Below are 13,357 nucleotides of genomic sequence, written 5' to 3' on the forward strand. Positions count from 1 at the left end.
TAGCGCATGGGTGGATTGCCTTATTCTGCCTGTTAATTCGTCATCGGAAAGCGCATATAGAGCGCATCAGAAGACGCCGGGACGAAAATGTTACTGACGTCACCTTAACCTCAGAAAGGGTAATGTCATGAACGTAGCACGCAGCTTCAATAACTGGCGCAAATATCGTCAGACCATCAACGAACTCGGCCGTATGAGCACCCGTGAACTGCACGATCTCGGTATCGATCGCAGCCAGATCACCAGTGTGGCCCGCGCCGCCGTTGGCAAATAATCAAGGCCATATCGCCTCATTTGAATATACGAACGCCCGCTCAGCGGGCGTTTTTTGTTTTGGGGATATCGAAAGCTTCGCGGTGAATGTCCGCCAGATACTTAGGCGGCGATGAAATCGGATGCGAAGGGCGATGATAGTCGCCATGCGTTCAATGCATATCTGCGCTGCAAGCTTATGCCTATCAAATGCGCAGAAAAATGTTATCTTCCAATCATCGAAAGCGATGTACCTCCTCCCACATCCTTTTGGTAATGCGGGTGATCCTACTCCTCCTCCCAATGGATTGCCCCGGGGACAGCGGTTTTCCTCCTCCCATATCGCTGTTCATCTTTTCAGAAAGCCTGCCGCACCTCCTCCCGCGGCAGGCTTTTTTGTTTTACTGGGAGTTTCCAGCGTCAATCTCAATCGAATGGCAGCATCCCGATGGGGGTGACGGCATGTGTGCCGGCCCGTTTGGCTATGGCATAGGAGAGGCACTGCTCCACCGCATCTTGCGGTACAGGCTTGGAAATAACGCCAGCGCCGACACCAAGGTTGACAACGACTTCTGGATTGGCCGTCATGAAAATGACGACGACGCCGTTTTCCGACAGTCTGCGTCCGATTTCCGGTCCGGTCTGCCCGTCCGCAAGGTTGACGTCGACAAAGGCGACGTCAGCGCTCCTGCCGAGCGCGATCGCGTCATCCAGACGGTTGGCAATCCCGATGACGTCGGCTTCATCTTCGGCCTGCATGATGGAATCTTCTATATCCATGGCAATCAGGAATTCGTCTTCAACGATCAGCACGCGCGGCTGCTGCGTGCTGTAACCCGTTTCTCGTTGTAAGACGTCTGCCAACATTTGCCTGCCTCCGTTTTGCGCGCCGCCGGGCGCTGTTGGCTAGCAAACACCCTGAGCGACAACTCGTTCCAAAGTGAGATAAACATAGTGAATAGAGTGTAAACGGCGTGCCTTTTCGGCTATCACGAAGCAATGGCGAAGCATTTGATTCGGTTTGGTTTTCATCTGGGGAAGGGGTGGAAGAACGCTGCCGTAGCGCATCTTTCGCCGCTGGAGCGCAAGTCTTTTGGCCGCAATTTGTCCTTAAGGCCTGCATGGAATTCAAGATGTTACGGCGTCCTTCCTTTGCCTGGAGTGGAACGCCGAGACGCCGCCGATCATTCGCGTGCCCCGTTCAGAAACGGTGCCGGACCCGATGAGTTTAGAAAGAGAATAAGACGATGACCCAGTCTCCGCGCGCCACCATTGCCCGCAACACACCCAACATCGCCGTCGTCGGCGTCGGTGGCGGTGGCGGTAACGCGATCAATAACATGATTGCCGAGGGCATTGGCGGCGTCGATTTCATCGCTGCCAATACGGATGCGCAGGCGCTGAAGAAAACCAATGCGCCGCGGTTGGTGCAGCTCAGCTCCGAACTGACTGGCGGGCTTGGAGCGGGCGCCGATCCCGAGGTGGGCCGACAGGCGGCGATCGATTCCCTTGACGAGATCATGGATCACCTGAGCGGCTACGACATGTGCTTTATCACCGCCGGCATGGGCGGCGGCACCGGCACGGGTGCTGCCCCCGTTATTGCCGAAGCCTGCCGGGCAAAGAACATCCTGACCGTCGGTGTCGTCACGCTTCCCTTCAGCTTCGAGGGCGCACGCCGCATGAGGGCTGCCGAATATGGCTTCGCCAACCTACTCAACACGGCCGATACCGTTATCGTCATTCCAAACCAGAACCTGCTGCGCATTGCCGATGCTGGCACGACCTTCGAAAATGCGCTGAAGACGGCCGACAAGGTCCTGTCACTTGGCGTGCGCTGCATCACCGATCTCATCCTGCGCGAAGGTCTGGTCAATCTCGATTTTGCCGATGTGCGCTACGTCATGAAAAATGGCGGCCGGGCTTTGATGGGCACGGCACAGGCCAAGGGTGAAAAACGCGCCTCGGAAGCAGCGGCGGCAGCCATCGCCAACCCGCTTCTCGGTGAACCGTCTCTGAAGGAAGCGCGGGGTGCGCTGGTTTCCATCTCCGGCGGCAACGATCTGACGCTTTACGAGATCGATGAGGCAATGACGCTGGTGCGTGAGGCGGTCAGCGAAGAAACCGATGTGGTGATGGGCGCTTCCTTCGACCCGACGCTGGACGGCGCTTTCAAGATTTCCGTCGTCGCCACTGGCCTGCGCAACTGATGATGCTGGCTTGAGACGGGACACTGCTGGGCGTTTCTTCTCCCTGGCGGGGGAAGAGGCACGCGGCGTGCTCCTCGCTTCCCAAGATCAATCGTCGTTCGTTTAAGCACCCGCGCCACAAACTGAACGATCAAAAGCCGTCGTGTGGAATTTTCGCGACGGCTTTTTGTTGTTTTCGAACGATTATTCCGTCATTCAAAAAAAGCGGCGGTGCTGCGCAGCGTTGATCGGGGAAAAATATAATAGTACTCTTTATGTCGACAAGAGGGATTTGATAATGTCTGATATTATTGCTTCTGCCGAGCGTAAGCGCGGCTCTGGCGTGAAGATGGTCTATGACCTGCTGCGCGACGAGATTCTCGATCTGGTTCTGCCGCCGGGCAGCCCCATTGATGAGGTGCAGCTTGCCGAACGGTTCAAGATGTCGCGCACGCCGATCCGCGAGGCGCTGGTGCGGCTTTCGGGCGAGGGGCTGATCGATACGCTGCCGAACCGATCGACCATGGTGTCGAATATCGACTTCCTCAACATGCACACTTATTTCGATGCGCTGGTGCTGATGTATCGGGTAACGACGCAGCTTGCCGCGCAATATCACCGTCCGGAGGATCTGGCCGGCATCCGCGCCCATAATGTGGAATTTGCCATTGCAGTCGAGAAGCAGGATGCGTTGGCGATGATTTCCACCAATGCCGCCCTCCACCTTTCCATCGCCGAAGCCGGGCGCAATCCTTATTTCACCAGCCTGTTCAAGCGGCTCCTGGATGAGGGACGGCGCATTCTCAGGCTTTATTACCAGTCCTATGATGATCGTCTGCCCAAGCGCTTCGTCGATGATCATGAAGAGATGATTGCGGCGATTGCCGCTCGCGATATCGCTCTTTCCGAACGGCTGGCGCGGGAGCACGCCGAACAAATCGTGCGGCAGGTGCAGAAACTTCTGGTGCGAAACGAACGGCTGGAAATAAATCTATAGCTTGTCGATTTCTTGTCGACAAATAAAATACAAGATAGTAATGTCCTTGTTGAAAGGGTGGCGCGGAGGTGCGTCCATTCCCGAAAAACTGTCCCTTAGGAGCTATTAATGACGGCCAGCATTTTTTCCGGCGTGATTCCCGCCTTGATGACCCCTTGCAAGGATGACCGCAGCCCTGATTTCGATGCGCTTGTCCGCAAGGGCAAGGAACTGATCGCCGATGGCATGTCGGCGGTCGTTTATTGCGGCTCCATGGGCGACTGGCCGCTCCTGACGGATGAGCAACGCATGGAAGGCGTGGAGCGTCTGGTGAAGGCCGGTATTCCTGTTATCGTTGGCACCGGCGCGGTCAACACGGCATCCGCCGTTGCCCATGCCGCCCACGCCCAGAAGGTTGGCGCCAAGGGTCTGATGGTCATTCCGCGTGTTCTGTCGCGAGGTTCGGTCATCGCTGCTCAGAAGGCTCATTTCAAGGCCATTCTTTCGGCTGCGCCGGAAATCCCGGCCGTCATCTACAACAGCCCCTATTACGGTTTTGCGACCCGCGCCGACCTCTTCTTCGCGCTGCGCGCCGAACACAAGAACCTCGTCGGCTTCAAGGAATTCGGCGGCCCGGCGGATATGCGTTATGCGGCCGAGAACATCACCAGCCGCGATGACGACGTGACCCTGATGATCGGCGTTGATACGGCAGTCTTCCACGGTTTCGTCAATTGCGGCGCCACCGGCGCCATCACCGGCATCGGCAATGTCCTGCCGAAGGAAGTCATTCACCTCTGCAAGCTGTCGCAGGCCGCCGCCAAGGGCGATGCCGATGCCCGCGCCCGCGCGCTGGAACTGGAACAGGCGCTGGCCGTTCTCTCGTCCTTCGATGAAGGCCCGGATCTGGTTCTCTATTTCAAGCACATGATGGTTTTGAAGGGCGACAAGGAATACACGCTGCACTTCAACGAAACCGACGCCCTGACCGACAGTCAGCGCGGTTATGTCGAGGCGCAGTTCAAGCTTTTCAACAGCTGGTATGCCGATTGGAGCAAGCTTCCGGGCGCGGTGCAGGCCTGCAAGGCAGCCTAAAGCAGCCGCTGATGTGAAAACAAGAGGCCCGCAAATTGCGGGCCTTTATTTCATTTATGAGGTTTGAGCGTTTCTTGGCTTCGACGTCACCCCGGACTTGTCCCACGGCTGTCTGTTTAAATTTTTTGCCAGCTACAATCCCCACGAAGCTGGTGATGAAGAGTGGATATTCTCTCGGCGTCGTCAACTCTGCACCGGGCCGCGGGCCTTATGTATACTGTTCTCCGACACAGTCAGGAGACCGCCGTCAGACCATTCTCCAGCAACCGCTCGAGGCCGGCCATTTCTTCTGCGGTCAATGTAATGCCTTCATTTTCGGATTTGGCGCGGGCAGTGAAGCGGCGGCCGGAGGGCAGGCGGGCGCCTTGGCCGATGATGGCGTCGAACAGTGCTTCCGCGCGCTGGAAGGGATCCCCCGGGCGCCCCTTGGCGAAGGCTTCCGGCGAGAAGGCGACGATCAACTCACCATGGAAGGGCGCAAGCGTGGTGGTGCCGAGATAGTCCAGCACTTCGGGGCTGGTGAGGTCGCCGATCATGATGCCGGCGAGAAGCTCGATCATCGTGCCGATGGCAGAACCCTTGTGGCCGCCAAAGGGCAACATGGCACCGGCAAGGGCCGCCTCGGGGTCCGTCGTCGGATTGCCATCGGCGTCGACCGCCCAGCCTTCGGGTAGGGATTTCCCCGCACGTCGATGCAGTTCTATCTCTCCGCGGGCGGCAACGGATGTCGCAAAATCGAAGACATAAGGCGAAGTGCCTTTGCGCGGCCAGCCGAAAGCGAAGGGGTTGGTGCCGAGCAGCGGCTTGGTTCCTCCCGTCGGCGCGACGGTGGAATAGCTCGGGCACATTACCAGACCGGCGAGCCCGTTCGAGGTCAGCCCCTCCACTTCGGGCCAGAGCGCCGAAAAATGGGTGCAGTCATTGATGACGAGCGCGGCAACGCCCAGGCGCTTTGCGCGGTCCGCCAGAACCGGCAGACCGAGTTCGAAGGCAGGGTTGGCGAAGCCGCCATTGGCATTGACCTTCACGATGGCCGTGCCATCGTCTTCAGCCACCTCAGGTATCGCATCGGGCTTTACCTTGCCGGCCTTGACGGTGCGAAGCGCGCCTTCGATACGGTAGATTCCGTGGGACTTGCAGGCGTCCCGCTCACCGGCTGTAATGACGCGCGCCAGCGCTCCCGACTGCACGGCGTTGAGGCCGGCCCTCAAGAAAATTGACTCGACCCGCTGGAAAAGCGCCTCAATGGTCAAGGTGGTCGTGTCGCTCATCATAGTCCTCCGATAGGTTCGCACATTTTGAATACATAAAGTATACAAAGGTGTGAGTATTGCAATGGGTCTTTTCTGTGAAGCTCGGTCAGCGCAAAAGGCCAGCCCGTAAGGCATGAAGATACCCTAACCATCATTCTGGTGCTTGTCGCAAGAAACCGGCCGGCGCGCGTCTGGGTGTCGGAAAGAGTGTTTCAGTCCAAGGACTTGGGCTGTTGTTCCCTCCATGCGCAAGCTTACTTGGGCAATCCGTGCCGCCTCACTCGTTCGCACGTGCAAAAATTCTTTTTGTATACTCATTGTATTTTTGTGTTGATTTATCGCCTTCATGGGGAAATAGTGACCGCGCCTTCAAAGGCAGACCAATTGATGGGAGCAAATCAACAATGAAAAAATCGGTCATCGTCGCCGGCCTTCTGGCCGCCACTTTCGCTATTACGCCGGCCAAGGCCGACAAACTCGACGACATTATTTCCTCCGGCACGCTGCGTTGCGCTGTTGTGCTCGATTTCCCGCCCATGGGCGCGCGTGATGATGCCAATAACCCTGTTGGTTTTGACGTCGATTATTGCAACGATTTGGCCAAGGTGCTTGGCGTCACGGCTGAAATCGTCGAGACCCCGTTCCCCGAGCGTATTCCGGCGCTGATGTCCGGACGCGTCGACGTCGGCGTTGCCTCGACGTCTGATACGCTGGAACGCGCCAAGACGGTCGGCATGACCGTGCCTTACTTTGCCTTTGAAATGGCTGTCACCGCCAACGACAAGTCCGGCATCAAGTCCTTCGAAGACATGAAGGGCAAGACGGTTGGCGCAACCGCCGGCACTTTCGAAGCCATCGCGCTCGAAAAGACAGTCAAGGAATGGGGCGTGGGCGAGTTCCGTCCTTACCAGACGCAGGCTGACGTGTTCCTTGCGCTTAGCCAGGGCCAGATCGACGCCACCGTCTCCACCTCCACCGTTGCGCAGTCGACCGTCAAGAGCGGCAAGTTCGCAGGCGTCTCTGTCGTCGGCAAGGCGCCTTATGACATCGACTACGTGTCGCTGTTCACCAACCGCGATGAATATGGCTTCATCAACTATCTGAACCTTTTCATCAACCAGCAGGTTCGCACCGGCCGTTACGCCGAACTCTATGAAAAATGGGTTGGCGGCGAAGTTCCCTCGCTCACCGTCAACGGCGTTTATCGCTGATCAGGACTTTTCGTAAACGGCGCGGTCAAAATGATCGCGCCGTTGATCGTTTCTGAAAAGGCGGGACGCTTCATGTTCAACTATACATTCCACTGGAATCAGGCGCTGAAGGCTTTGCCGCAGCTTCTGGACGGTGCGGTGGTGACGCTGCAGATCGCCATTCTGTCGATGGTGATCGGTCTTTCCTGCGCCATCGTGCTGACGTTGTGCCGGCTCTCCGGCAACCGCATTCTCGGCGCTTTCGCCGCCGTCTGGGTGGAAATCGCCCGCAACACGCCGGCGCTGTTCCAGATTTACATGGCCCATTTCGGTCTTGGCAATTTCGGCATTCACCTCAGCCCTTATACGGCGCTTCTGGTCGGCATCGCCTTCAACAATGCCGGTTACCTTGCGGAGAATTTCCGTGGCGCGCTGAAAGCCATTCCCGATACGCAGACGCGGTCAGGCCGTTCGCTCGGCATGACCTCGATGCAGACCTTCCGGCTGATCATCCTGCCGCAAATGCTGCGCGTTGCGTTTCTACCTGCCACCAACCAGATGATCTGGGCGATCCTCATGACCTCGCTCGGTGTCACCGTCGGCATGAATACGGATCTCGCCGGTGTCACGCAGGCCTTGAACGCCCGTTCGTTCCGCACTTTCGAATTTTTCGCGCTCGCCGCGGTCATCTATTACGTGATCGCCAAAATCGTCACGCTCGCCGCCAGATTGCTGGCCGCGCGTCTGTTCCGTTATTGAGAGAGGTGAGCCATGTTTGAAACCGCTCTCACCTGGAGTGATCTCGCTTTCCTGGCCAAGGGTGCCGGCATGACGCTTGCCGTCACCGCCGTTGCCGTCACGGCCGGCACTATTCTGGGTATCATCTTCGGCATCATCCGTTTCCAGTTCGGACCCTATTGGTCGCTGCCGCTGACCTTCGTTCTGGATATTTTCCGTTCCGTACCGCTGCTGATCCAGCTTGTTCTCGGCAACGCCTTCCAGTCGATCGCAAAGTTCGGCTGGCCGCCGTTCACAACCTCCTGCGTGGTGCTGTCGCTTTATACCGCTGCCTATTGCACCGAAATCGTGCGTGGCGGCATCGAAGCAGTACCGTCGAACACCCGCCGCGCCTGCCGTTCGCTCGGCATGACCTGGTCCCAAGACATGCGCTACATTGTGCTGCCGCTCGCCACGCGCGTGTCATTGCCGGCGTGGATCGGGCTCACGCTCGGTGTCATGAAGGATTCGGCGCTCGTTCTTTGGCTCGGCCTCATCGAACTTCTGCGTGCCTCGCAGATCCTCGTCACCCGCCTGCAGGAGCCGCTGACGATCTTGATGATCTGCGGCGCCATCTACTTCCTTATCAGCTTCCCCATCGCCCGTTTCGGCGGGTATCTCGAAAGACGGTGGTCCCCCAATGATTGAGATCGAAAACGTCCGCAAATCCTTCGGCCCGCTGGAGGTTCTGAAAGGGATCAACCTCACTGTCAACAAGGGCGAGGTTGTCACCATCATCGGCGGCTCCGGTTCCGGCAAATCGACCCTGCTGACCTGCATCAACGGCCTTGAGCCGATCGACAGCGGCAAGATCGTCATCGACGGCACCGAGGTGCACGCCAAATCGACAGACCTCAACAAGCTGCGCCGCAAGGTCGGCATCGTCTTCCAGCAATGGAATGCCTTTCCGCATTTGACGGTGCTGGAAAACGTCATGCTCGCGCCGCGCAAGGTGCTCGGTATCTCGAAGGAGCAGTCCGAAGAGATTGCGGTCAAACAACTGACCCATGTGGGTCTTGCCGAAAAGCTGAAGGTCTATCCGAACCGCATGTCGGGCGGTCAGCAGCAGCGAATGGCGATTGCCCGTGCGCTTGCCATGTCGCCGGAATATATGCTGTTCGATGAAGTCACGTCTGCGCTCGACCCGATGCTGGTGGGCGAAGTGCTTGATACGCTGAAGATGCTGGCGGATGAGGGCATGACGATGATCTGCGTCACGCACGAAATGGCCTTCGCCCGCGATGTCTCGAACCGCGTCGCCTTCTTCCATCAGGGCGTCATGGCGGAAATCGGCACGCCGGATCAGCTCTTCGGCGCACCGCAGCATCCTGAAACCCAGAAGTTTCTGGCGAGCGTGCGGTAATGCCAGCCAATGATGTCATCGTCATCGGGGCCGGCGTTGTCGGCCTCTCGGCGGCAATCGCGGCGCAGGGCCGCGGCCTGTCGGTCACGGTCATTGACCGTGAAGGACCGGCGGCGGGCGCGTCCGCCGGCAATGCCGGCGCCTTCGCTTTCACCGATATTCTCCCGCTGGCATCGCCAGGCATTCTCTGGAAAGCGCCGAAGTGGCTTCTCGATCCGCTCGGGCCGCTCAGCGTGCCGCCGGCCTATGCGCTGAAGATCGCGCCGTGGATGTTCCGGTTCTGGCGGGCCTGCGCCGCTTCGAAGGTGGAACATTCCACCGCCGCCCAGACGGCGCTGATGGACCTTTCCAAGGCAGAGCTGGAGCCGTTCCTCAAAAAGACGGACACGATTGCGATGCTGCGCAAGGAGGGGAACCTTCAGGTCTATGAAAGCGAGGCGGAATTCGAAGCCTCGCTTGCCGGCTGGAAGGCGCGCGAACGTCACGGCATCGAGTTCCGGCATCTCAATGCCGAACAGATGGCCGAGATACAGCCCGGCATCGCGCCGCGTTTTACCTGCGGCACCTTTACGCCCGGCTGGTATTCCATCGCCGACCCCAAGCTTTATACGCTGGCGCTGGCCGATCATTTCCGCACCATCGGCGGGCGTATCGAATGCCTCGATATCGCTTCGCTTCGACCACTGGAAGACGGTGTCGAGGTGGTAAGCCATGATGGGCGCACCCGCAAGGCCGCCAAGGTGGTGCTGGCGGCCGGCGCCTTTTCGCATCGTATCGCCCGTTCGCTCGGGGAAAAAATTCCGCTGGAAACCGAACGGGGGTATAATACAACCCTGCCGTCTGGCGCCTTCGATCTGCGCACGCAGGTGACTTTCGGCGGCCATGGTTTTGTTGTTACCCGCCTTTCCTGCGGTATCCGCGTTGGCGGTGCCGTGGAACTGGGCGGGCTCGAGCTTCCGGCGAATTTCGCCCGTTCCGAGGCGCTGCTGACCAAGGCGAAAGCCTTCCTGCCGGGCCTGAAAACCGAAGGCGGCAAGCAGTGGATGGGCTTTCGCCCCTCGCTGCCGGACAGCTTGCCGGCCATCGGGCAAGCACGGCACACGGCGCGGGTGGTCTATGCATTCGGCCACGGGCATCTGGGGTTGACGCAATCGGCGGGCACGGCCCGCATCGTCGCCGATCTACTGACGGGGCAAAAACCCGCCATCGATACACGGGCATTTTCGCCGCAACGGTTCTAGAGAATTTTGGCTTTTCTCCGAAACGCAAAAATTCTCTAGTTCTTTTTTTCACGCATTTTCCGGGCGTAGAACCGCTACGACTTTTACTGGAAATGCTTTAGGGAGATTTTCGATGTCTTCTTCCCTCTCGACAACAGCCGTTCCTGAAGCCCGCAGTATTTTGGCCGGTTCGGCCGAAGGTCCCGTGATTGCGACGACCGAAGCGCTGAGTTTCTGGGGTGGGGTCGATCCCGCCACCGGCAGGGTGATCGACGTGCACCACCCGTTGCATGGTGTCTGTCTTACCGGCGGCGTGCTGTTCATGCCAACCAGCCGCGGTTCGTGCACCGGTTCGGGCGTGCTGCTCGATCTTATCCTGACGGGCCGTGCTCCCTCGGCGCTGGTCTTCTGCGAGGCCGAGGACGTGCTGACGCTTGGCGCGCTGATCGCCGCTGAAATGTTCGGCAAGCTTTTGCCGGTGCTGCGGCTTGACGCGGAAAATTTCGCCCGGTTCTCCAAGGCAGCTCATGTCCGTATCGATGAGACGGCCATCGAAGCCGATGGCGTTTCCCTTGGCATTGCGCCGCCGGCGACGGCGCATCTCGATCTTGGGGATGACGACCGGGCCATGCTCGAAGGGCGCTATGGCGTCGCCGTGCAGCAGGCCATGCGCATCACCGTCGCCATGGCCGCCCAGCAGGGGGCGTCGGCGCTCGTCGATGTCACGCAGGGCCATATTGACGGTTGCATCTACGCCAGCCCCGCCAATCTCACCTTCGCGGAAAAAATGGCGGAGATGGGGGCGAAGGTTCGGGTGCCGACGACCATGAACGCCATTTCTGTGGACAAGGCGCATTGGCGTTCACAGGGCATGCCGGAGGATTTCGGCGATCCGGCCGCAAGGCTAGCAGATGCCTATGTGCGCATGGGCTGTCGCCCGACATTCACCTGTTCGCCTTACCTGCTCGACAGCGCGCCGCAGGCCGGCGACATGATCGCCTGGGCCGAGTCGAACGCTGTCATCTTCGCCAATACGGTTCTTGGCGCGCGTACGGCGAAACATCCGGATTTTCTCGATCTCTGCATCGCACTGACGGGCAGGGCGCCGCTGGCCGGCGTCTATCTGGAGGAAAATCGCCGTCCTCAGCGCATCGTCAATGTGGCGTTGCCGCAGGGCGTGGATGATGCCTTCTGGCCGCTCGTCGGTTATTTGGCGGGCAAGGCGGCGCCCGATTGCATTCCCCTGTTGCGCGGCCTTGGCCCCGCAAAGCCGTCGCGGGATGATCTAAAGGCGCTTTGCGCCGCTTTCGGCACCACCTCCGCTGCGCCCATGCTTCATATAGAGGGCGTAACACCGGAAGCCGGTCTTCCGCCTCTCGAAACGGCCGATATCGTTACTGTCTCACCCTCCGATATGGCCGCCGGCTGGTCGCTTCTCAATGAGGGACCGGAAGAGGTGCAACTTGTCGCCATCGGCAGTCCGCATGCCTCGCTGGAGGAGTGCCACGCGCTTGCGGCTGAATTTGCCGGCCGCCGGCGTCACGCGGATGTCGCCGTCATCGTCACAGCCGGCCAGCAGGTCATCGATGCGGCCGGGCAGGACGGCACCCTGCAAGGCCTGCACGACAGCGGTGTGCAGGTGCTGCCTGATCTTTGCTGGTGCTCCATTTCCGAGCCGGTCTTCCCGACGAAGACCCGTGCCCTGATGACCAATTCCGGCAAGTACGCCCATTACGGACCCGGCCTCAGCGGTCGCGCAGTGCGCTTCGGCAGCCTTGCCGATTGCGTCGACAGCGCGCTGACCGGCCGTGCTGTTTCCCGTCTTCCTTCCTGGCTTTCCTAAGGAGTTTTGAATGCGCAGTATCAAGACCGTCCATGTCATTTCCGCCCATGCGGAAGGGGAAGTCGGCGACGTGATCGTCGGCGGTGTCAGGCCGCCGCCGGGCGAAACGATCTGGGAGCAGAGCCGCTTCATCGCCCGTGATGAGACGCTGCGCAATTTCGTGCTCAACGAGCCGCGGGGCGGCGTGTTCCGGCACGTCAACCTGCTGGTGCCGCCGAAACATCCCGATGCGGATGCCGCCTTCATCATCATGGAACCGGAAGACACGCCGCCCATGTCCGGCTCCAATTCCATCTGCGTTTCCACCGTGCTTCTGGATGGCGGCATCGTACCGATGCAGGAGCCGGAAACCCATATGCTGCTGGAAGCGCCGGGCGGGCTGGTGAAGGTGCGCGCCGAATGCCGCAACGGCAAGGCCGAGCGCATTTTCGTGCAGAATCTGCCGAGCTTTGCCGCAAAGCTCGATGTCGAACTCGAGGTTGAAGGCCTCGGCACGCTGAAAGTGGACACGGCCTATGGCGGCGACAGCTTCGTCATCGTCGACGCCGAGGCGATGGGCTTTAACCTGAAGCCGGAAGAGGCGCATGAGATCGCCCGCCTCGGTGTGCGCATCACCAATGCCGCCAACAAGGCTTTGGGCTTCGACCATCCCGAGAACCCGGACTGGCGGCATTTTTCCTTCTGCCTGTTTGCGGGCAAGGTGGAGCGCACGGCTGAAGGCTTGCGGGCAGGGGCGGCCGTCGCCATCCAGCCGGGCAAGGTGGATCGCTCGCCGACAGGCACAGCGCTTTCAGCCCGCATGGCCGTGCTGCATGCACGAGGCGAAATGAAGGAGGGCGAAACACTGACGGCGGTTTCGCTGATTGGCTCTACCTTTACTGGCCGCATTCTCGGGACCACCGAGGTTGGCGACCGTCTGGCCATCCTGCCGGAAATTTCCGGCCGCGGCTGGATCACCGGCATTCACCAGCACATGCTCGATCCGTCCGATCCGTGGCCGCAGGGGTATCGGCTGACGGATACCTGGGGTGCTCGGTAGGGGCTTTATGGGTCACTCAGGGAAAATGTTGAGACCACGGCGGTGCCGCGTCTTTCTTCTCCCCGCCGGGGAGAAGGTGGCCCGAAGGGTCGGATGAGGGGGCACCGTTGCCGGATTTCGGAGAGCTTGCCCCCTCATCCCGCTGCCGCGGACTTCTCCC

13 protein-coding genes are annotated in these 13,357 nt (G+C 59.6%); 11 read left to right on the forward strand and 2 right to left on the reverse strand.

Annotated elements, in window-relative coordinates; genetic code table 11:
• Positions 1–127: 127 nt before the first annotated feature.
• Positions 128–274: a DUF1127 domain-containing protein gene (locus O9X91_RS19500; protein ID WP_077983920.1), complete on the forward strand. Its 147-nt coding sequence runs from the start codon at positions 128–130 to the stop codon at positions 272–274.
• 404 nt (positions 275–678) lie between these two features.
• Here the strand turns inward: O9X91_RS19500 and O9X91_RS19505 are convergent, their stop codons facing one another.
• Positions 679–1,119, reverse strand: coding sequence for a response regulator (locus O9X91_RS19505; protein WP_077983919.1), 441 nt, complete (start codon positions 1,117–1,119; stop codon positions 679–681).
• Positions 1,120–1,499: 380 nt separating this feature from the next.
• Here O9X91_RS19505 and ftsZ point away from each other — a divergent pair, with 380 nt between their 5' ends.
• The 3 genes from ftsZ (at position 1,500) to O9X91_RS19520 (ending at position 4,512) form a co-directional block, all read left to right on the forward strand.
• Positions 1,500–2,462, forward strand: a complete 963-nt coding sequence (gene ftsZ, locus O9X91_RS19510) for a cell division protein FtsZ (protein WP_003521714.1) — start codon at positions 1,500–1,502, stop codon at positions 2,460–2,462.
• Between the two features lie 277 nt (positions 2,463–2,739).
• The gene (locus O9X91_RS19515; RefSeq protein WP_077983918.1) at positions 2,740–3,438 is read left to right on the forward strand and encodes a GntR family transcriptional regulator; all 699 of its coding nucleotides are present in this window, start codon (positions 2,740–2,742) and stop codon (positions 3,436–3,438) included.
• Between the two features lie 108 nt (positions 3,439–3,546).
• The gene (locus O9X91_RS19520; RefSeq protein WP_137411157.1) at positions 3,547–4,512 is read left to right on the forward strand and encodes a dihydrodipicolinate synthase family protein; all 966 of its coding nucleotides are present in this window, start codon (positions 3,547–3,549) and stop codon (positions 4,510–4,512) included.
• A gap of 233 nt (positions 4,513–4,745) precedes the next feature.
• On the opposite strand, the gene O9X91_RS19525 is transcribed toward O9X91_RS19520, so the two are convergent.
• Positions 4,746–5,783, reverse strand: coding sequence for an Ldh family oxidoreductase (locus O9X91_RS19525; RefSeq protein ID WP_142913843.1), 1,038 nt, complete (start codon positions 5,781–5,783; stop codon positions 4,746–4,748).
• A gap of 386 nt (positions 5,784–6,169) precedes the next feature.
• Here O9X91_RS19525 and O9X91_RS19530 point away from each other — a divergent pair, with 386 nt between their 5' ends.
• From O9X91_RS19530 to O9X91_RS19560, 7 genes are all read left to right on the forward strand, one after another.
• Complete coding sequence (locus O9X91_RS19530; protein ID WP_269833893.1) at positions 6,170–6,976, forward strand: ABC transporter substrate-binding protein; 807 nt, start codon at positions 6,170–6,172, stop codon at positions 6,974–6,976.
• Between the two features lie 72 nt (positions 6,977–7,048).
• Positions 7,049–7,714, forward strand: coding sequence for an amino acid ABC transporter permease (locus O9X91_RS19535; RefSeq protein ID WP_077983972.1), 666 nt, complete (start codon positions 7,049–7,051; stop codon positions 7,712–7,714).
• 12 nt (positions 7,715–7,726) lie between these two features.
• The gene (locus tag O9X91_RS19540; protein WP_269833892.1) at positions 7,727–8,380 is read left to right on the forward strand and encodes an amino acid ABC transporter permease; all 654 of its coding nucleotides are present in this window, start codon (positions 7,727–7,729) and stop codon (positions 8,378–8,380) included.
• On the forward strand, positions 8,373–9,095 hold the full coding sequence (locus tag O9X91_RS19545) for an amino acid ABC transporter ATP-binding protein (RefSeq protein WP_269833891.1): 723 nt from the start codon (positions 8,373–8,375) through the stop codon (positions 9,093–9,095). Before O9X91_RS19540 ends, O9X91_RS19545 begins: the two co-directional genes overlap by 8 nt.
• A complete protein-coding gene (locus O9X91_RS19550; protein ID WP_142913840.1) occupies positions 9,095–10,336 on the forward strand; it encodes an NAD(P)/FAD-dependent oxidoreductase in 1,242 nt (413 codons plus the stop codon). The genes O9X91_RS19545 and O9X91_RS19550 overlap by 1 nt, the downstream gene beginning before the upstream one ends.
• Before the next feature lie 112 nt (positions 10,337–10,448).
• Positions 10,449–12,158 (forward strand): cis-3-hydroxy-L-proline dehydratase, encoded by a 1,710-nt coding sequence (gene lhpI / locus O9X91_RS19555; protein ID WP_269833890.1) that lies wholly within the window; start codon positions 10,449–10,451, stop codon positions 12,156–12,158.
• Between the two features lie 10 nt (positions 12,159–12,168).
• Positions 12,169–13,197, forward strand: a complete 1,029-nt coding sequence (locus O9X91_RS19560) for a trans-3-hydroxy-L-proline dehydratase (RefSeq protein ID WP_269833889.1) — start codon at positions 12,169–12,171, stop codon at positions 13,195–13,197.
• Positions 13,198–13,357 lie beyond the last annotated feature (160 nt).

The organism is Agrobacterium salinitolerans, from assembly GCF_027498475.1.
Classification (GTDB): domain Bacteria; phylum Pseudomonadota; class Alphaproteobacteria; order Rhizobiales; family Rhizobiaceae; genus Agrobacterium; species Agrobacterium salinitolerans.

Bases quoted from the DNA above. Each gene is read 5' to 3' on its own strand.
- O9X91_RS19500 (WP_077983920.1), top strand. From the start codon at position 128: ATGAACGTAGCACGCAGCTTCAATAACTGGCGCAAATATCGTCAGACC.
- O9X91_RS19505 (WP_077983919.1), bottom strand. From the start codon at position 1,119: ATGTTGGCAGACGTCTTACAACGAGAAACGGGTTACAGCACGCAGCAG.
- ftsZ (WP_003521714.1), top strand. From the start codon at position 1,500: ATGACCCAGTCTCCGCGCGCCACCATTGCCCGCAACACACCCAACATC.
- O9X91_RS19515 (WP_077983918.1), top strand. From the start codon at position 2,740: ATGTCTGATATTATTGCTTCTGCCGAGCGTAAGCGCGGCTCTGGCGTG.
- O9X91_RS19520 (WP_137411157.1), top strand. From the start codon at position 3,547: ATGACGGCCAGCATTTTTTCCGGCGTGATTCCCGCCTTGATGACCCCT.
- O9X91_RS19525 (WP_142913843.1), bottom strand. From the start codon at position 5,783: ATGAGCGACACGACCACCTTGACCATTGAGGCGCTTTTCCAGCGGGTC.
- O9X91_RS19530 (WP_269833893.1), top strand. From the start codon at position 6,170: ATGAAAAAATCGGTCATCGTCGCCGGCCTTCTGGCCGCCACTTTCGCT.
- O9X91_RS19535 (WP_077983972.1), top strand. From the start codon at position 7,049: ATGTTCAACTATACATTCCACTGGAATCAGGCGCTGAAGGCTTTGCCG.
- O9X91_RS19540 (WP_269833892.1), top strand. From the start codon at position 7,727: ATGTTTGAAACCGCTCTCACCTGGAGTGATCTCGCTTTCCTGGCCAAG.
- O9X91_RS19545 (WP_269833891.1), top strand. From the start codon at position 8,373: ATGATTGAGATCGAAAACGTCCGCAAATCCTTCGGCCCGCTGGAGGTT.
- O9X91_RS19550 (WP_142913840.1), top strand. From the start codon at position 9,095: ATGCCAGCCAATGATGTCATCGTCATCGGGGCCGGCGTTGTCGGCCTC.
- lhpI (WP_269833890.1), top strand. From the start codon at position 10,449: ATGTCTTCTTCCCTCTCGACAACAGCCGTTCCTGAAGCCCGCAGTATT.
- O9X91_RS19560 (WP_269833889.1), top strand. From the start codon at position 12,169: ATGCGCAGTATCAAGACCGTCCATGTCATTTCCGCCCATGCGGAAGGG.